Genomic DNA, 18,785 nt, shown 5'->3' with positions numbered 1-18,785 from the left:
AGAATCTTCTAAATCCGATTGATTGCATCCAGCAATGCCGGGATATCCAGATGTGTGTAAACCCGTTCGGTCAATGACATTGCACCGGAATGACCGACAATTTTTTTGATCGTAGTCTGATCCACATGGGCTTCGGCGAGCAGAGAAATTGTGGTGTGACGGCAGCAGTGAGGTGTGTGATCAATCTTAAGACGAAACATCAGAGGCTGGAAAACATTGTTATAGTACATATAATAGGTAAAATGCTGACTATCAAGCGTATGAACCAGATATTCACAGTTAGAGCAGTCATGGAACCAGCGTTCATAGAACGGGAGGACTTTATCGGCAATCGGAACCTTGCGGATTCCATTTTCTGTTTTACTGTCTACGACATCAAAATATTGTTCGGACAGATGGACATTTTCTTTTTTCAGATCCAGAAGTTCAGAGACACGGACACCGTTGTAGATGAGCATCAGGACAGTTTGACAATAGGGATCATTTTGGTGTTTCCAAAGCATGGCAATTTCGGAATCTGAAAAACAGCTTCGGATATTTTTATTTGGATTCCGGTCTTTGTATTTTGAGATGTTTACATAGGAGGAGTAATCCTTTGCTACAATCTCGTGTTTCATGGCATATGCGTAAAGCTGGTTGAAAAGTACGCGGATTTTTTTTAATGTTGGATAGTTTTTCCCACAGTGATCGATCACAGATTGCAAATCATTGAGCCGCAGATTGTGAAAGGGAATATCGGCAATGCTTTCACAGGTGGCAAAAGCGGCCCGGTAGCCTTTGATGTTGGAGTGGGAGATGGTGGGAAATTTTTCCTCGGACCACCGGAGATAAATTTCCCGGAAAGTCAGTTTCAGTGTTTCGCCATCGATGGGGTAATTGTTGTAGCGTGCCAGAATCTGCAGTGCTTCGGATCGGGTAGGAGCGTAGCCCAGAATCTGATAATGCTGGATTCGTTTTCCAGTGATGTCATTGATGTGCCAGCCTGTAGTGATGCGTGCCGCGTAGGGTCTTCTTCTGTTGCCGGAGAGTTTGACAACTCCGCCGTATCCATTTGGTAATCTCATTTTTCTTCCTTTCATGTGTAAAAGTTTATGTTATCGTGTCAATCATACACATTTATTTGTAAAATTTTTAAGTAACACATAAGTAACAAAAAAGTGTTTTTACCTATATAAAAAGAAAAATAAAATCGACATGCCGGAATGATTGAAAAAAAACGAAATTTGGGGTATGATTATAGGCAATGAAACGTTAAGGAGAAAATAATCTTGAATACGAATGGAAACAAAAACACGTTAAAAGCAAATAAGATATTGATTCCCGTTATCTTGTTGATCGGATTGATTCCAATCATTGTGCATTCTTTTGTTTATGACACAAATCTGGCACAGTTTGACTGGTATCCGGAGAGCGCCGCAAAGCAGACGGACTTCTTTTTTGCATGGAAGATGATTGCGATCATCCTTGTGGGAGTTGTAATGCTCGCAATTTTACTGATCCGATATCTGAATAAGAAGGAATTTAAATTTGAAAATTCCTTTTATTTTCTGATGGTGTATGCATTGTTTGTTGCAATGTCTGCTCTGTTTTCCAGTCACAAATACTGGGTGGCACATGGTACATATGAACTTTTTGAGCCTGTATGGGTTGTATTTGTCTATATGATACTGTGTTATTATGTCTATAATTATGTACAGGAAGAAAAACAGATAGAGGTAATCCTGCGCTGGTCCGGCATTGGAATCGCAATTGTTACTCTGATTGGATTTTTCCAGGTCTTTGGATTGGATTATTTTAAGACATCTCTGGGCAAACATCTGATGACGGACACAAGCTGGTGGAACCAGTTAGATAAGATTTCCTTTAATTTCGCAGATAAGACTGCGTATACGACACTTTACAATCCAAACTTTTTGTCATTTTATTTTGGTATGTTAATTCCACTGCTGATCTGCCTGTTTATTGGGGCAAAAAAGATGTGGCATCGTCTTGTAATCGCAGTCACAGAGATTTGTTGCATTGTAGCACTGGTTGGAAGCAGAAGTTCTTCCGGATTTATTGCACTGGCAATTGGAGCGGTGATTCTCGCATTGGTTTTGCTCAGCCGGAAGAAAAAATTATTTGCAGCCGGGATTGTTGTAGTTGTCATTGGAGTGATTGCAGCAGGAGTGCTGGCAAATACGACAGGCATCGGTCAAACTCTTAAAAAGACGGTTGTTGGAACCTATCATATGAAAGATCAGTTCTCTTTAAATGATATCAAAACGAACACAGATGATGTGGAACTTGATATCTGGAATAATCCTCTGTATGTGTCCTATGATCTGGGGAGCGACGGTGTAATCACCGTGGTATGCAAAGATGCAGATGGTCAGGAGATTCAGACAACAGAGGTAGATCAGGAAAATCATATTTTGGTCCTCAATGATGAACGGTTTGCAAATGTACAGATTCAGCCGATCATGTTTACCGATAATACAGCAGGAATAAAGATGATCATAGATGGTGTCGAATGGGATTTCTCAAAAAATGATACGGACGGATATGAATATCTCAATCCAGCAGGAAAATTAGTGAAGTTTGAGAATCCGAAGGTTTCAAACGTATTTTTGGATGATGCAATGAGCAATCGAGGACATATCTGGAATAAAACAATTCCGCTTCTTGGAAAGCATGCTTTTATGGGGAGTGGGGCAAATACCTATATGTTTGAAGTGCCACAGGAAGATTATATCAGCCAGAACTATGTTTACGGTGCAAACAGCTATGACGTAAAAGCTCATTGCTGGTATTTGCAGCAGTGGGTGGAAACCGGACTGATCGGTACCCTGGCACTTTTGGTATTTCTGTTCTGGTATCTGGTACAGTCGATACGCATTTACCGCAGAGTGGATCTGCACGAGAGTATCAGCTGGGTTGGATTTGGATTATTTGCGGCAGTGCTGGTGTACATGATTGCAGGTATCGCAAACGATTCCAATGTATGTACTGCTCCGGTATTCTGGGGTATGCTTGGTCTGGGACTTGCAGTGAACCGTATGCTCGTAAAGAAAGAAAATCTTTTTGTTAAAGAAACAGCGGTTTCTGCAGAAAGTGATACTGCCGTAAAACAGAGTATTCCAAAAGCAGCAGAGAGTGTAAAAGCAGATACCGCGCAGATGGTACAGAATACTGAAGGAGCAAGAGTGATGGAATCCTCAGTCAAGAAAAAATCGTCGAAAAAACAATCGAGAAAACAGAGAAAGAATCAAAAATAACAGATTGAAATTATGAAAAAAATCATTCAAGATAAACAATTACTGATCAGACGGATTTTTCTGATGTGCTACGATGTGCTTGCAGTGTTTGCTGCAAGCATAGTTGCGTTATTGATTCGGTTTGATCTGAATATCAAAAGCGTACCGTTTCAATATATGGATGAAGTGTGGAGAGCACTTCCTTTTATGATCATTGTTACACTGATCATTTTCTGGATGCTCCGGCTGTATTCCAGTCTCTGGAGCTATGCGGGAGCACTGGAAATGATGTATGTGGTTTCAGCATGTATTCTGGATACCGTTGTTGTGACAGTGCTGATATTGCTTCGGAACTGGGGGGATATGTACCCGGTGCCAAGAAGCTTTTACATTCTGTATGGATTGTTTCTGTTTGTATTTGTCATGGGATGCAGATATTCTTACCGCGGTCTGCGTGTGCTTCGCAATATGCGCAGAGCCGGCGTGTACAGACGGAATGTACTTGTAATCGGAGCAGGGGATGCAGGAAACCAGATCATCAAGGAAATCAACAACAGCCGCTATGTGAAAAAGAAGGTTGTTGGTGTGATTGATGATGACCGGAACAAGATCGGCAATTATATTCATGGAGCGAAAGTTGTAGGAGATCGGAGCGATATTCTGGAAAAAGTCGAAGAACTGCATGTGCATGAGATCATCATTGCCATGCCATCGGCCACACAGAAACAGATCAAGGGGATTCTTGATATCTGCAAAGAAACCGGATGCACATTAAAGCGTCTGCCTGGCATTTACCAGCTTGTAAACGGCGATGTCAGCGTCAGCAAATTAAAAGATGTAGATGTCAATGACCTGTTAGGCAGAGATCCAGTGACCGTTGATCTGCAGTCCATCATGGATTATGTTTCTGGGAAAATCATAATGGTTACAGGGGGCGGTGGCTCCATCGGAAGCGAATTGTGCCGGCAGATTGCCGCACACAAGCCAAAACAGCTGATTATTGTGGATATTTACGAGAATACGACCTATGATGTGCAAAACGAACTGAAAGTCCGGTTTCCGGAGCTGGATCTTGTTGTGCTGATTGCATCCGTGCGGAATACGAATCGTATGAACTGGATTTTTGGACATTACAAGCCGGAGATTATCTATCATGCAGCGGCACATAAGCATGTGCCTCTCATGGAAGAGAGTCCGAACGAGGCAATTAAGAATAACGTGCTTGGCACGTGGAAGATTGTGCAGGCGGCAGATCGGTACGGTGTGAAGAAATTTGTGATGATTTCCACGGATAAGGCAGTCAACCCAACCAATATCATGGGGGCCAGCAAGCGCATCTGTGAGATGATCATTCAGACCTATAACCGCAGATCGAAGACAGATTTCGTAGCCGTGCGTTTTGGAAATGTGCTTGGCAGTAACGGAAGTGTGATTCCGCTGTTCAAAAAACAGATTGAGCGTGGAGGTCCGGTCACGGTTACCCATCCGGATATCGTGCGGTATTTTATGACAATTCCGGAAGCGGTATCTCTGGTGCTGCAGGCGGGCACCTATGCCAAAGGTGGAGAAATTTTTGTTCTGGATATGGGAGAGCCGGTTAAGATTCTGGATCTGGCAAAGAACCTGATTCTTCTTTCCGGTCACAAGCCGGATGAGGATATCCATATCATTTTCACAGGACTTCGACCGGGAGAAAAACTTTATGAAGAGATGTTGATGGATGAAGAAGGGATGCAGGATACCGCAAACAATCTGATTCATATCGGCAGGCCGATTGAGCTGGATGAAGAAAAATTCATGCAGCAGTTGGAAGAATTAAAAGAGTACGTTGTGACAGAACCGGAAGACATCCGGGAGTGTGTCAAAAAAATTGTGCCGACGTATCACCCGGAACTGGCAGGGGAGAATAAATAAAAACGTATCTATGAAGAAGGAGAGAAAACGCCATGAAAGGATACCATTATATCAAAAGAGGAATTGATATCATATTAAGTGGGATGGCGATCGTGATCTTATCACCACTCCTTCTTTTTTTATGTATTGCGATCAAACTGGATACACCGGGACCGATATTATTTAAGCAGAAGCGTGTCGGCATCCACCGGAGTTTCTTCCAGATTTACAAATTCCGTACCATGCGGATTGACACACCGAAGGATGTGCCAACACATATGCTGGAGAATCCGGAGCAGTACATCACAAAGGTAGGAAAATTCCTGCGCAAAACCAGTCTGGATGAACTTCCGCAGATTTTTAATATCTTCAAAGGAGAAATGAGTATCGTAGGACCGCGGCCGGCACTGTGGAATCAGGATGATCTGGTAGCAGAGCGTGAGAAATATGGTGCCAATGATGTGACACCGGGGCTGACCGGGTGGGCGCAGATCAATGGCAGAGATGAACTGGAGATTCCGGACAAAGCAAGACTGGATGGCGAATATGTCAAACATTTGGGACCATGGATTGATCTGAAATGTTTTCTTGGCACAATTGGCTCCGTGCTCATGCACGATGGCGTGGTTGAAGGTGGAACCGGCGAACTGAACAAAGAGGAAGAAGAGACAGAAGCACACAAAAGCGAAACAGCACAGAGCAACGCGAAAAAGGAAACCATTGCAAAAGACACAGAAGAAAGTGAAAAGGGCAGGAGAAAAAAGAAGATTCTGATCACCGGAAGCGGCAGTTATGTGGGAACTTCCGTGGAGGCATGGCTGAGACAATGGCCGGAGTATTACCAGGTTGACACGCTGGATATGAGAACCCAAACCTGGCGGACACACGGTTTTTCTGCATATGATGTGGTCTATCATGTGGCGGGAATCGCACATGCAGATGTGGGACAGGTGACGGAAGAAGAAAAGAAGCAGTATTACCGCGTGAATACAGATCTGGCTGTAGAGACAGCCGAAAAAGCCAAAAAGGAAGGCGTGCAGCAGTTTCTCTTTATGTCTTCCATGATTGTATACAGCGGATGTAAAGAAAAGAAAATTACAAAAAATACAATTCCAAAACCATTGAATTTCTATGGAGACAGCAAATGGCAGGCGGATCAGAAAATACAGGCACTGGCAGATGAACGTTTTAAGGTTGTCGTATTGCGCCCACCGATGATTTACGGAAAGGGATCCAAGGGAAACTATCCACAGCTTGCAAAACTGGCAGGAAAGCTTCCGCTATTTCCGATTGTACATAATCAGCGTTCCATGCTTTATATAGAAAATCTGGCACAGTTTGTCAAACGGATGATCGACAACGAAGAGACCGGAGTGTTTTTCCCACAGAACGAGCAGTATATCAATATTTCGGATCTGGTGCAGATGATCGCTGTGGTAAAAGGACACCGGCTTGTGATGATTCCAGTGACTGGCTGGATCATCCGGCTGATGAAAAAGATTCCGGGAAAAATTGGCACCCTGACGGGCAAAGCGTTTGGTGACAGTGTGTACGATATGCAGATGAGCGAATATAAGGAAGAATATCGTGTGTGTGACTGGAAAGAGTCGGTAAGAAGGACGGAAGGATAAGAGCTGGAATGGGAAAATCTTGCATAAATAAAAGAATTAAAGTATGATACTACTGAAAAGATGATAAATAGCTTAATGGTATGCATTCGAAGGTTTAGGAGATAGAAAAGCGTGAGAATAGACAAACTGCAAGTAAAGTACTTTCCTTATTGTTGAAACATTAGAGATTACGATTGACATTGTAGAAACTGTGATAGGACAGATTATAGAAAGAGTGGAGGTTTAGGGATGCCGTACGTGTCACCTGTTGTTGAAAATGATTTTAAAGACCGGTTGAACAAGTGCGTAGATATTATTAAAAATTCGAGTATCAAATATCAGAGTTTTGGGATTTTTGGAAGCTACGCGAGAAATGATTATAAGGCCAGCAGTGATATCGACTTTTGCATCATAGTTCCGGAAAAACCGGAAAGATGGATGATGGGAGCCTTGCGGGAAGAACTCGAGATGTTGCATGCGGATGTGGTCTTTGTAACACCGCAGTATTTCGAACATGATAATTCAAAGTTTACACAACAGTTAAGAAGAGATTATAAGGAGTTGAAAATATGATAAAGGCAAATTCTTATTATTCTATTGCGTGCAATGAATTCTGGTATTTAAGGGATGCAGTGTCACCTGTATACTGCAATCCGGCTGCAGCTTCGGCACAGCAAATTGCAGAAAAAATGTTGAAATCTGTGGCAGAACTGGTTTGTACTGGAATTGAAAAACTAATGACATCCCATAATTTGCGCGCCTTATACGATGAGATTAAAAGGGTGGATACTTCCTTGCAATTAGAGAGGAAGGATCTGGCATTACTCAAAGACTATTATTATGATGCAAGATACCCGGGGGATAATTTTGTTATTGTGACAGTGGATGAGCTGCGTGAGGCATTGGAGATCATGCTTGACGTTGTAGAAGCTGTGAATGGCTGGAGAACGTCTCATGAATTGGAGATATTAATTGCTGATCCGAGAGGGGAGTTTCAATCAGCGATGAGCAGATTGAAATAGAAATTTTGAAATTATGTGAAAACTTATATACGCAGAATATTAATGCATTATTAAAAAATATGGAGCCATAGTTTCGGTAGAAGTGATAAAACCGGTTGGATGATAAGTCTGACCGGTTTTTTACATTGAGTAAGATTGAGGTTCGTGATACAATACATATAAATAGTTGAAAATACGGGGAAGAACTTGGAGGCGGCGTGTTTCAAACAATTGATATAAAAGTATATAGGGGATTAAAGAACATTACATTACAAAATCTCAGCAGGGTAAATATTCTTGTGGGAGAAAACAATACCGGAAAAACATCTATAGTTCAAATAAAACAAAAATCGCTTGAATTTGATTAAAGGTACAAAGGGTGGTATATTGGTATCACTGGGCAAGGCAGAAGCCTTCAAAGAAGCATATCATAATAGAAGATATAGGAGCAGATGAATGAATTATCGTGGCACTGAGAATATAGAAATCTACGAACGAAAATTCTCTTTGGAACATATTTACCATATGTTCATGGAGGGGAGAATACAGTTTCCTCTGGAACCGCTTCGTTCAAAAGTGAAAATGGAGAAAGAATTGGAGCAGTTGCTAGATATAGTGTGGATGGGAATTCCTTTGCCGGCGGTATATGTGTCAGAGTTGCAAAATGGTAACTTTTTGATTTTGGAGAATGATGATACTCTGTGGAAACTGTTATATTTTTTGGACGGAAGATATGAAGCTGATTACCGGATAGAAGAGAATTCATTGTATCATGGTAATATACAAATGTTGCGATCTGATGAACCGAGACTCGCAATGGGACTATATGATACCGTGATTTCTTTTCAGATTATTGATTACCGGACTCCTAAATATCTGCATATGAGCATAGGAAAAATGATAGAACACTGGAATATTACGAGAGAACAGTCAATCAGGGAAATGCTGTATGATCCCTATGAAATCAGTGTGTTAAATGATATCACAAAGGATATGAATCATATTCTGAATCGGGTACATTTGCGTGGCTTTTCATCTATTATGAGATATCGAACACTTTATATGCTGATGAACTGGTTTGTTTACACCGGTGTGTGGCATGAAGAAATGGAAATGCAAGAACAGTTATTGCTTGAAAAAACACTTGAATTTATGGAGAAGCAGGGAAAGAGAATTGATGAACTACTAGATGTAACAAATTATTTTGGAGATTATATTTTTTATGTTATTGATCAAAATAAAAACAGAACTTCAAAAAGAATCAGCAAAAGCATATTAGATAAATATTTTGGAATACTTGTATGTTTGTTGGATATGGCGGAACGCAGAGAGACTGATAAAGAACACGTTGATTATATTTTATTGGAAAGAGGAGTATTTCTTGAAATCTGTAGAGAGATGGAAAGACATCAATTGACCAAACGAAGCATTGAAGGGGCATTTGAAAGATGGGAAAGGGAATTATAGCATGATTCAAACAATTCATATAAAAGGATTAAAGTGTTTTGATGATGTAAATGTGGGATTTCGCAAACTGAACATTCTGGCAGGAGCTAACTCTATCGGTAAATCGACTATATTACAGGCAATCCTTGCATTGGTACAGAGCGGAAAAGACGGTGGAAAGCCTTTTTGTGGAGAGTATATCAATATAGGAAAAGCCAGTGAGTTACGGAACAAGTATATTGGCAGTGATGTGATTGAAATTGGTGTTAACGAAGAGTATTCATTAACAATACCTGATGACATTTTTTGGAGGAAAACAGGTGAATTTCCAGCGGCAGAATTAAATGTGCGGTATGTATCTGCGGATCGGGTTGGAGTAAGGGAAACCTACGAACAAAACATCCGGGGTGGAGATGAAATCGGAATCAGATGTGAATATGCATATGACTATCTTGCAAAACATGATATGGATCCATGGCAGGACAATCTGATGGTGTATGACGAAACTTCGAAATTAACCTTTGGTGGTCAGGTAAATTATTGGCTGGAAAAGATACTTGGTTATACGGTATATGCAGAGGAAATAGAGAGAACGACATTAATCCGGGTATCTTATGGAAAAGGCGATATCGGAAATGGAATCAGTCCTGTCAATGTTGGCACAGGTGTGTCCTATATTGCGGAAGTGATTATATCTGCTCTGTCGTGTAAAAAGGGAGATGTGCTGATTATTGAAAATCCTGAAATACATCTGCATCCATCTGCACAGACGGAATTTGTCCTTTTTCTGACACATCTGGCGAAGTGCGGCATTCAGATTATAGTAGAAACACATAGTGATCATATTTTTAATGGAGTCAGAACAAGTGTTCATAAGGACTATATTGACAAAGAAGATGTGTCTATCTATTTTTTCCAAAAGAAAGAAAATGGATGCTCAGAACCGGTTCTTATCGAACTAAATGATGAAGGAAAGGTATTGAATCAAAAAGAGGGGCTGTTTGATCAGATTAAGAAAGATTTGGATGTTATTCTGGGGTGGTAGATGGAGTTTATACTGAATGAAGAATCCCTGAAGGGACAGTTTACGACGGTGCAGGATTTTTTGGAATCCTTGAAAAGTAATATACGGTGTTTTCATATTATCCGAAAGTCTGAGCGCAACACTATAAGCAAAATCGATAACTTTTATGATTGTTATGTGACAAGTGATATAAGAATACGTGATTTACACAACTGCCCGTGTTCGGATGAATTAGTTGCGTTTCAATATCAACTGGAGCAGGAAATTTACAATCTTCCTCATTGGGATAAAAATCCGATGCATGATTTAAGCAAGGCATATCTGCTGGAAGAATCGGATATGGTTGCTACAGGTATTGCGGAGGCGACCGAAAGGGATCATTTGCTGCTCTCTTTTGATATGGAGAAATTTAAGGATTGTACCTTACATATACAGGCGGCAGATAGGGAAGAACTTGTCTCTTCCATTTATAGCCCGGCATTTTTGATGGAGTGTGTCGGAAAACAATTAGGAATACATGGAGATGACATTCTAAAGATAAGGTACGAGGGGACAAGAATTGACTGTTCCTCTATAGAGATGAAATATGGAACGGAAATATTAAATGAAAATCAATTACAACAGATTATTTCCTCCATGGACAAGTTTGCAAAACACGAAACGTGGGAAAATATAGATCGTGATGATGGTTTAGAGTATAAAAAGTATACACCTGATTCACCAAAGCATAACTGGTATAATGGTTCTATGTATCGTGATAAGCAGATTATGAAATTTCGTGCCAGTTCGCTTTTACGTGTACATGGATATAGAAAAGGCGATAAATTCAGGGTGCTGAGATTTGAGATAGATCATAAGCAGAGTGATCATGGATAGAAAATGAGATTGAAAGAATAATAAAAAGATAGATATGAACAATAACATGAATGATATAACAAGGGTAGGTTTGACAGCTAATCAACTGAAGAATCAATTTCCAAGTATGGCAATATTACTTTGCAGATACGAAAGAAGGTGCACTCACAGAAGTGTACAAGCATTGCGGAAGTAAAAAGCCGAGTGTACAGATTGCAAAATTAAAAAAATGTAAAGAAGCACGGCTGATCGATCTGTCTCAGAATGTTTCAAAAAATAACAGGTTCATTGATCATCTGCGGTTTAAAGTTGATAACACACCGGGAAAAATCGTGAAGGAGTATCTGCTTCCGAATTTTGTGGCAGGATGTTGCAAGAAAGTGGGGATAGATGGTATCAAGTATCAAGGAGATGTATACAACTGTTACGTGACATGGAAGGATGACTATTTTTCATTTGAGGGAAATGATATTGTTGAAGTAGAAGGATAAAGATTCTGTGTGGAAATAGTTGTTTTTAAAATATTTCTAAAATGATGAAAATGGGATTGTTGAATAACAACATATAACAGTGGTAAAATGTAGAAATAGGAGAAGGCATCCCTCTAAACGCGGTATTAAAATGTTACGGAGATATAGAAATTGAGGCAAGTGACACAGCCTATGAAGTGAGTACAGAAACAGCTAATTTATTGTCATTAAATCATATAACATGTCAGTGATGATTTGATGTTTTTTAAAGCTGAAGGATAAAGATATCAAAACAGATTGGAAAGAGGAAAACATGAAACGAGTCCTGATGCTGGCGTCCGTCGCCTCCATGATTGACCAATTTAATATGCCAAACATTGCGTTACTGCAGAAACTGGGCTATCAGGTAGATGTTGCCTGCAATTTTATCGAGGGAAATACCTGCTCGGATGAGCGTGTCGCAGAATTGAAACAAAAACTGCAGGATATGCGTGTGTGCTGCTACCAGATTGATTTCGCACGGAATATCAAACACATGGGGCAGAACATGAGGGCACTGAGGCAGGTAGAAGGTTTGATGAAGCAAAATGGATACGCATTTTGCCACTGTCACAGCCCGATCGGTGGTGTGGTCGCAAGGATTGCCGGACACCGGACCAGGACAAAAGTGATCTATACGGCACATGGGTTTCATTTCTATCAGGGGGCACCGGTTATGAACTGGCTGGTGTACTATCCGGTGGAGAAGATGCTGAGCCGATGGACGGATGTGTTGATAACGATCAATCATGAGGACTATGCCAGAGCAAAAAAGAAATTTCATGCCGGAAAAACCTATTATCTGCCAGGAATCGGAATCAATCTGGAGCGATTCCATGCGGGAGATGCACAAACAATCCAGCAGAAACGGCAGGAACTTGGGTTGCAGCCGGAAGATGTGTTCTTATTATCTGTGGGAGAACTCAGTGATCGTAAAAACCATGTTGTTGTCATTGAGGCAATGAAACAGCTGGTCCAGAGACATCCACAGCTGAGATATTTTATTTGCGGACAGGGAGAAAAAAAGCAGGAACTGCAGCAGTTGATCCGGAAATATCATTTGGAAGATCATGTGAAGCTGCTGGGATTTCGGACAGACGTGGCAGAACTCTGTCAGGCAGCAGACGTGTTTGTGTTCCCGTCCAAGCAGGAGGGACTTCCGGTAGCACTGATGGAAGCGATGGCTTGTGGGGTTCCGGTAGTGTGCAGCAGAATTCGGGGAAATACAGATCTGGTAAAAAATGGAGAGAACGGTTATCTGGTAAGAGCAGATCAGCCGGAGGAATATATTCAGGCAATCGAAAAACTCCTGCGGATATGGAAGAATACGGAAGAAGTCCGGCAGATGAGAAAAAATAACCGTGCACGGATAAAACAATATAGTTTACAGAAGATTGACAAGATCATGGAGAATATATATCGCTAAATATTGCAAATTATGGGGATTATGGTAGAATAGTAGAGGTATTTTGCGAATTTGAGATAAAATCGGTATAGGAAAATAATTGATTATGAAACAAAAATCTTACTATTTAAAAATATTTCTGATTATAGAATGTGTATTATTGATTTTTTTGGGAATTTTTTATTTCTCGGCAGGAAGATCGTTATATGAAAGAGATTCCGATGGCAATGTTGCGGAATTCAATGCGACAAATGATGTAGGAGAACTTACACAGGGAGCAACGGTAGAACAGATTTATACGTCCCAAATGGATTTGCTGGATTCCATAGGTGTAATGGTTTCAGATTATGGAAAAAGCATCAATCACGGAGTTGAGATTCAGTGTGAAAATTTGTCTAAGGGACAGATACTTGCAAAAAAAACATTCTCAGCGGATGAATTTGAAGTAAATCAATATGTTTATTTAAACATTGCAGATGGTGTAAAAGTTGATCGTGGAGATCAGATTAAGATTTCCTGTACATCCGATGGGGAAGCAGGGGATGCTCCAACCATATTATATAATGTAGAAAACAAACTGGAAAACCCGGATGTTGCGAGAGATGCACAGTTTACTGTGAATGGAAATGTTGTTCCGGGAACAATGTGTATTGCGGTCAATGGGCGGAATTATGTCTGGACAGGTCCAAATTACTGGAAACTGGTATTACTTGCAGTTGTATTAGTGGCTGTCTTGTATGGAATTGAGTGCAGCCGCGACAAAAGGGGGAAGACAACAATTTTGTTTAACCTGTTGTTTGTCCTCAAAAAATATAAATTCTTAATTAAGCAGCTTGTGAAGAGAGATTTTAAAGTACGTTATAAACGTTCGGTACTTGGCGTGTTTTGGAGCTTTCTGAATCCGCTTCTTATGATGATCGTACAGTATGTGGTATTTTCACAGCTGTTTAAATCAGATATTGAAAATTATCCGGTATATCTGTTGAGTGGTACGGTTATTTTTAACTTTTTTAATGAAGGTGTAGGACAGTCTTTGACATCTATTGTGGGGAATGCGCCGTTGATCACAAAGGTATATTTGCCGAAATATATATATCCGGTAACAAGAGTTTTTTCTTCGGGAATCAACTTACTGATGTCATTGATTCCGCTGATCATTGCAGCGCTTATTACAGGTGAAAAGATCACATGGGCTTTTTTAATGCTTCCATATATTTTGATTTGCGTCATGATTTTTACCATGGGATTCGGTATGATTCTGGCAGCTGCCATGACGTTTTTCCGGGATATGCAATTCTTATGGGGAGTGCTTAGCATGCTCTGGATGTATCTGACACCACTGTTTTATCCGATTTCGATTGTTCCGAAGCAGGTACAGGGACTGGTACTCAATAATCCGATGTACTATTTTGTCAATGCTTTTCGAACCATCATTCTGGAAGGGATTACACCTCGACCGGTTGTGTTCTGTCAGTGTACGGTGGTCGCACTCGTTATGCTGGGAATCGGAAGCTTGATCTTTAAGAAAACACAGGATAAATTTATCTTTTATATTTAGGAGGAGTTGCAGAAAATGCCGATCGTTTCTGTGAAAAATATATCACTGAAATTTAAAATGGAACAGAACCGTGCAAATTCATTAAAAGAATTTTGTGTACGCTGGCTGAAACGGGATTTGAAGTCAGAGGATTTCTGGGCATTAACAGATGTTTCTTTTGATGTCGAAAAGGGTGATGTCATTGGAATTATCGGACATAACGGAGCCGGAAAAAGTACATTATTAAAAGTGATTTCCGGAATTATGAAACCGACAAAAGGAACGATCGAAGCGTATGGAAACATTGTGCCGATGCTGGAACTGGGATCGGGATTTGATATGGAATTATCCGGCAGAGAAAATATATATCTGAATGGTGCAATTCTCGGGTATTCAGAAGAATTCCTGAATGAAAAATATGATGAAATCGTTACATTTTCCGAACTTGGAAATTTTATAGAGGCACCACTCCGGACGTATTCCTCAGGAATGCTTGCAAGGCTGGCATTTTCCGTTGCATGTATTGTGGAGCCGGAAATCTTGATTGTTGATGAAATCCTGTCGGTCGGGGATGCTGATTTTCAGGAGAAGAGTCGTGCGAGAATGATGGATCTTATGACAGGCGGAACAACGGTATTTTTTGTATCGCATAGTTTAAAACAAATCCGGGAAATGTGCAACAAGGTTGTCTGGCTGGAGCATGGGAAAATACAGGCGATCGGAAAAACTGAGGAGATATGTAATATGTATGAAGGGGCAAAGCATGAGTGATATAAAAATCCTTGTTGCAACGCATAAAGAATTTTACCGGCCGGAAAATCCACTGATTTTTCAGGTGCAGGTAGGAAGTGCATTGGCTGATCATCATATAGAAGGAATTCTTCATGATGATAAGGGTGAGAACATTTCAAAGAAAAACAGATCCTACTGTGAACTTACGGCACAGTATTGGGCGTGGAAAAATCTGCAGGCAGACTATTATGGCTTTTTTCATTATCGCAGATATATGAGTTTCAAACAATATTTCCCCGTGACAAATGGCAAAATACAACTGAAGCGATGGACACCGTATTTGGAAGCGGATTCTCTGGAGAAAGATCTATCTCCTTATGATTTAGATGAGATGCACATGCGGCATGTGATTGAACAATATGATGTGATCACAGTGCTGAGTGAGCATATGGATGTGACGGCATATGAACAGTTTGGACAGTTTCACCGTATCAGAGATCTGGACCGTGCAATTGCAATATTAAAAGAAATACATCCGGAACAGGCGGCGGCATGTGATGCATATATGCAATCGAAATATATTTATTTCTGCAATATGTATATTATGAAAAGGGAATACTTTTATGCATATATGAACTGGCTGTTTCCTGTTTTGGAGAAGTTTGAGAGTCAGACAGATTTTTCCGGATATAGTGATAAAGAAAAGCGTGTGACGGGGTATATTGCGGAGCGATTGTTTGGCGTGTACTATACTTGGTTAAAACAGCAGGGATCGGCAAAGTGTGCGGAGGTTCCATATGTGATTTTCCACCAGAATGTCCGTGAATTTCAATTTGGCAAAAAAGGACCGAGAATTAAGGTGGATATGAGGAAGGTCAATCAGCTGATACCGGCAGGAACTATGAGAAGACGTATGGTACGCAGACTTCTGAGAAAGGAATTATAGAAATGGAAATTCAATTACAAACAATTCTACAGCCTGATCCGGAAATTTGTGTTGAAGAAGCCCTGTATTTTCATAGAAAGGGAGAAGAGATATGTTTTGATGGATATTTCAATCTTTTTTATATCGAGAAATGGAAGCGATATACAAGATTGGAAAAATTGCAGTTGTCTATCAAAACTGTGGGATATCAAATGCTTCGACTCTATTATAATCGGGAATGTGTTGATGAAATCAAGCTGGAAGAATCAAAACATGTGTATACCATAGAATTTCCATGGGAGAAATACACAGATGGTGTTTTCTGGTTTTCTCTTGTGTCGGATGAGAAGTGTAAGATGCAGCAGATATCAGGATATTATATGGGGGTATGTGAGAAGATTACACATGTGGCAATCGGGATTGATATCTGTACATATCGCAGAGAAGAATATGTCCTGCGCAATTTAAAGGTACTTTGTGAGCGTGTATTGCAAAATGAAGAACTGCAGGTTTCGAAAGCCTTGTGGGGATACATCATTGATAATGGAAAAACATTAGACGCATATGAACCATTGCAGCAGTATTTAAAGGCGTGGCAGGAGAGAATTTCTGTTATACCGAATAAAAATGCCGGTGGAGCAGGTGGATTTACCAGAGGTATGCTGGAAGTTCTGGAAGATAAAGAAGAAAGACAGTTAACACATGTAGTGCTTATGGATGACGATGCGGTGTTAGAGCCGGATTTGTTTGTACGCATGTATGGCTTTCTGTGTGTTGTTAAGCCGGAATGGAAAGATATTATTCTGGGTGGAACAATGCTTCGGGAGGATAAACCGTATCTGTTATTTGCTTCTGGAGAAACCTGGGGAGAGGGATTGATCAAGAATGCAAATAAAAATCTTGATGTGCGCGAATACGAGAATGCAACACGGGAAAATCTTATTACAACAAAATTGGAAAAAACGTTGTATTCGGGCTGGTGGTGTTGCTGTTATTCGCTAAATGTTGTCCGGGAAGACAATTTGCCAATTCCGTTATTTTTGCACCATGATGATATTGAATTTGGATTGCGAAATCAAAAGAATGGAATTGTTTTTTTGAATGGAATTAGTGTATGGCATAGAACCCCAGATAGTAGGGTAGTGGGAAGTAATTTATATTATGATATTCGAAATGATTTAATTGAAATTACACAACAGTACAGTCAAAAGATGGCAGAAAAATGCATATGGCGATTTTTCTGGAAACGATTATTAATTCGACTTATTCTTAATAGAAAGAAGGAAGTCTCTCTTGTAGTTAGAGGCGCAGAAGATTTTTTGAAGGGGATGGATTGGTTATGGAAACAAGATCCAGAAAAACTTCATCTTAAAATAAGAGATGTGGAAGAAGATGGCAATTGGATATGTTGGAAAAAAAGTGGCAGAGTATGCTTGAAACTGATAAAAGAAAGAAAAAATGCAGTTCTTAATTATCAGAATAAAACAGGATTATATACAAAAAAAAGTGCATGGATGAAGTATTTGAGCAAATAGGAATGAAAATGAGGAGAAAGTGATATGAATAATGATTTAAAACTTACAATAGTTGTTCCAATATATAATGTTGAACAGTATTTGGAACAGTGTTTGGATAGTTTGGTGAATCAATCAAATCATGATTTTAAGGTGATAATGGTTGATGATGGATCTAAGGATAAGAGCGGAGAAATAGCTCAAAAATATGCTGAAAAATTTCCAGAAAGATTTTTTTATGTATATAAGGAAAATGCTGGATTGGGAGCTGCAAGGAATACTGGAATGGAGTACTGCGATACGGAATATATAGAATTTTTGGATAGTGATGATTGGTTACTGCCAAGAACAGTAGAGTTAGTGTTAGATAGATTAGAAAGAGAAGTTGAAAAACCAGAAATAGTTTTTATGACACCTGTTGTATATGATATGTCAAATTGTAAATTTACAGAATTTGCTGATAATGAAGAATTAAGGGGAATTTTTGAATATACGATGGTTACAAATCCGCAACAATCACCTAAAATGTTTGGACTTGAAGCAAGCGTGAATAGGTGTATATGGAGTATGGAATTCTTGAAGAAATATGAATTTTCTTTTCCGACAGGAGTTAAATGGGAAGATGTTGCTCCACATTTTTATATTTTTTATTGGGCAAGACGTTGCATTATGGTAGAAAATGTTGGATTTTGTTATCGGATTAATTCTGGAAATCAAATTACTTCATCATCAGATGCTGGTCGTTTAGATATTATACCTGTTTTTTCAAAAACATTGGTTTATGCGATAGAAAATGAATGGAATGAAAATGAAATTAGTTATATTTTGCGTATGTTTTTTACATTTGCAACTTGGTCGATGGCTGTAACAAAAAAAGAAAATTATGGGGAATTGGTTAAAAAAATACATCTATATTTAAAAGCAGTTCCAAAGAGATATATAAATATTTTTATTAAGCAGCGTGAACTTTGTAGGAAAGAAATTATATTGTTAAGATTACTTAGGTCTTCGTTATATAAAGTTATATGTAATTATCATAGAAAAGAATTTATTACAAAAGCAGTGGTAAAAATAGGGAAAAATATTAGGAGAAAATAA

The 18,785-nt window shown here is 39.6% G+C and carries 17 protein-coding genes; 16 read left to right on the top strand and 1 reads right to left on the bottom strand.

From position 1 onward, the window contains the following. Nucleotides 1-8 precede the first annotated feature (8 nt). Entirely contained in the window at nt 9-1,064 is a 1,056-nt protein-coding gene (locus DXD06_RS13465) for a tyrosine-type recombinase/integrase (protein ID WP_117832479.1), read from the bottom strand. Nucleotides 1,065-1,268: 204 nt separating this feature from the next. On the opposite strand from DXD06_RS13465, the gene DXD06_RS13460 reads away from it, so the two are divergent. The 16 genes from DXD06_RS13460 to DXD06_RS13385 all read left to right on the top strand — a co-directional run bounded on the left by DXD06_RS13460 (nt 1,269) and on the right by DXD06_RS13385 (nt 18,785). Continuing rightward, entirely contained in the window at nt 1,269-3,257 is a 1,989-nt protein-coding gene (locus DXD06_RS13460) for an O-antigen ligase family protein (RefSeq protein WP_117832477.1), read from the top strand. Nucleotides 3,258-3,269: 12 nt separating this feature from the next. Then, nucleotides 3,270-5,150, top strand: a complete 1,881-nt coding sequence (locus DXD06_RS13455; protein WP_117832475.1) for a polysaccharide biosynthesis protein — start codon at nt 3,270-3,272, stop codon at nt 5,148-5,150. Nucleotides 5,151-5,182: 32 nt separating this feature from the next. Continuing rightward, on the top strand, nt 5,183-6,760 hold the full coding sequence (locus DXD06_RS17730) for a sugar transferase (RefSeq protein WP_117832472.1): 1,578 nt from the start codon (nt 5,183-5,185) through the stop codon (nt 6,758-6,760). A 228-nt stretch (nt 6,761-6,988) separates the two neighbouring features. Beyond that, nucleotides 6,989-7,312 carry a nucleotidyltransferase family protein gene (locus DXD06_RS13445; protein WP_117832470.1) on the top strand — a complete coding sequence of 108 codons (324 nt, stop codon included), beginning with the start codon at nt 6,989-6,991 and terminating at the stop codon, nt 7,310-7,312. Beyond that, the gene (locus DXD06_RS13440) at nt 7,309-7,761 is read left to right on the top strand and encodes a HEPN domain-containing protein (protein ID WP_117832467.1); all 453 of its coding nucleotides are present in this window, start codon (nt 7,309-7,311) and stop codon (nt 7,759-7,761) included. The genes DXD06_RS13445 and DXD06_RS13440 overlap by 4 nt, the downstream gene beginning before the upstream one ends. A gap of 197 nt (nt 7,762-7,958) precedes the next feature. Beyond that, complete coding sequence (locus DXD06_RS13435) at nt 7,959-8,108, top strand: AAA family ATPase (RefSeq protein ID WP_117832465.1); 150 nt, start codon at nt 7,959-7,961, stop codon at nt 8,106-8,108. An 88-nt stretch (nt 8,109-8,196) separates the two neighbouring features. Beyond that, nucleotides 8,197-9,207 (top strand): hypothetical protein, encoded by a 1,011-nt coding sequence (locus tag DXD06_RS13430; RefSeq protein WP_117832463.1) that lies wholly within the window; start codon nt 8,197-8,199, stop codon nt 9,205-9,207. A gap of 1 nt (nt 9,208) precedes the next feature. Then, nucleotides 9,209-10,231 (top strand): AAA family ATPase, encoded by a 1,023-nt coding sequence (locus DXD06_RS13425; protein WP_117832461.1) that lies wholly within the window; start codon nt 9,209-9,211, stop codon nt 10,229-10,231. Beyond that, a complete protein-coding gene (locus DXD06_RS13420) occupies nt 10,232-11,086 on the top strand; it encodes a hypothetical protein (RefSeq protein ID WP_117832459.1) in 855 nt (284 codons plus the stop codon). A gap of 152 nt (nt 11,087-11,238) precedes the next feature. Then, a complete protein-coding gene (locus DXD06_RS13415; RefSeq protein WP_117832457.1) occupies nt 11,239-11,556 on the top strand; it encodes a hypothetical protein in 318 nt (105 codons plus the stop codon). Between the two features lie 292 nt (nt 11,557-11,848). After that, nucleotides 11,849-13,000 carry a glycosyltransferase family 4 protein gene (locus DXD06_RS13410; RefSeq protein WP_117832455.1) on the top strand — a complete coding sequence of 384 codons (1,152 nt, stop codon included), beginning with the start codon at nt 11,849-11,851 and terminating at the stop codon, nt 12,998-13,000. A gap of 85 nt (nt 13,001-13,085) precedes the next feature. Further along, entirely contained in the window at nt 13,086-14,537 is a 1,452-nt protein-coding gene (locus DXD06_RS17300) for an ABC transporter permease (protein WP_199535227.1), read from the top strand. A gap of 15 nt (nt 14,538-14,552) precedes the next feature. Further along, the gene (locus tag DXD06_RS13400) at nt 14,553-15,287 is read left to right on the top strand and encodes an ABC transporter ATP-binding protein (RefSeq protein WP_176694777.1); all 735 of its coding nucleotides are present in this window, start codon (nt 14,553-14,555) and stop codon (nt 15,285-15,287) included. After that, on the top strand, nt 15,280-16,194 hold the full coding sequence (locus DXD06_RS13395) for a DUF4422 domain-containing protein (protein ID WP_158569545.1): 915 nt from the start codon (nt 15,280-15,282) through the stop codon (nt 16,192-16,194). Before DXD06_RS13400 ends, DXD06_RS13395 begins: the two co-directional genes overlap by 8 nt. A 2-nt stretch (nt 16,195-16,196) precedes the next feature. Further along, nucleotides 16,197-17,708: a glycosyltransferase family 2 protein gene (locus DXD06_RS13390; RefSeq protein ID WP_117832451.1), complete on the top strand. Its 1,512-nt coding sequence runs from the start codon at nt 16,197-16,199 to the stop codon at nt 17,706-17,708. A 24-nt stretch (nt 17,709-17,732) separates the two neighbouring features. After that, nucleotides 17,733-18,785 (top strand): glycosyltransferase family 2 protein, encoded by a 1,053-nt coding sequence (locus DXD06_RS13385; RefSeq protein WP_055067987.1) that lies wholly within the window; start codon nt 17,733-17,735, stop codon nt 18,783-18,785.

Origin of the sequence: Roseburia sp. TF10-5 (assembly GCF_003462365.1) — a bacterium.
Classification (GTDB): Bacteria; Bacillota; Clostridia; order Lachnospirales; family Lachnospiraceae; genus Roseburia; species Roseburia faecis.
This window is presented reverse-complemented; position numbering and strand designations above follow the sequence as displayed.

Bases quoted from the DNA above. Each gene is read 5' to 3' on its own strand.
- DXD06_RS13465 (WP_117832479.1), bottom strand. From the start codon at position 1,064: ATGAGATTACCAAATGGATACGGCGGAGTTGTCAAACTCTCCGGCAAC.
- DXD06_RS13455 (WP_117832475.1), top strand. From the start codon at position 3,270: ATGAAAAAAATCATTCAAGATAAACAATTACTGATCAGACGGATTTTT.
- DXD06_RS17730 (WP_117832472.1), top strand. From the start codon at position 5,183: ATGAAAGGATACCATTATATCAAAAGAGGAATTGATATCATATTAAGT.
- DXD06_RS13445 (WP_117832470.1), top strand. From the start codon at position 6,989: ATGCCGTACGTGTCACCTGTTGTTGAAAATGATTTTAAAGACCGGTTG.
- DXD06_RS13440 (WP_117832467.1), top strand. From the start codon at position 7,309: ATGATAAAGGCAAATTCTTATTATTCTATTGCGTGCAATGAATTCTGG.
- DXD06_RS13430 (WP_117832463.1), top strand. From the start codon at position 8,197: ATGAATTATCGTGGCACTGAGAATATAGAAATCTACGAACGAAAATTC.
- DXD06_RS13425 (WP_117832461.1), top strand. From the start codon at position 9,209: ATGATTCAAACAATTCATATAAAAGGATTAAAGTGTTTTGATGATGTA.
- DXD06_RS13420 (WP_117832459.1), top strand. From the start codon at position 10,232: ATGGAGTTTATACTGAATGAAGAATCCCTGAAGGGACAGTTTACGACG.
- DXD06_RS13410 (WP_117832455.1), top strand. From the start codon at position 11,849: ATGAAACGAGTCCTGATGCTGGCGTCCGTCGCCTCCATGATTGACCAA.
- DXD06_RS17300 (WP_199535227.1), top strand. From the start codon at position 13,086: ATGAAACAAAAATCTTACTATTTAAAAATATTTCTGATTATAGAATGT.
- DXD06_RS13400 (WP_176694777.1), top strand. From the start codon at position 14,553: ATGCCGATCGTTTCTGTGAAAAATATATCACTGAAATTTAAAATGGAA.
- DXD06_RS13395 (WP_158569545.1), top strand. From the start codon at position 15,280: ATGAGTGATATAAAAATCCTTGTTGCAACGCATAAAGAATTTTACCGG.
- DXD06_RS13390 (WP_117832451.1), top strand. From the start codon at position 16,197: ATGGAAATTCAATTACAAACAATTCTACAGCCTGATCCGGAAATTTGT.
- DXD06_RS13385 (WP_055067987.1), top strand. From the start codon at position 17,733: ATGAATAATGATTTAAAACTTACAATAGTTGTTCCAATATATAATGTT.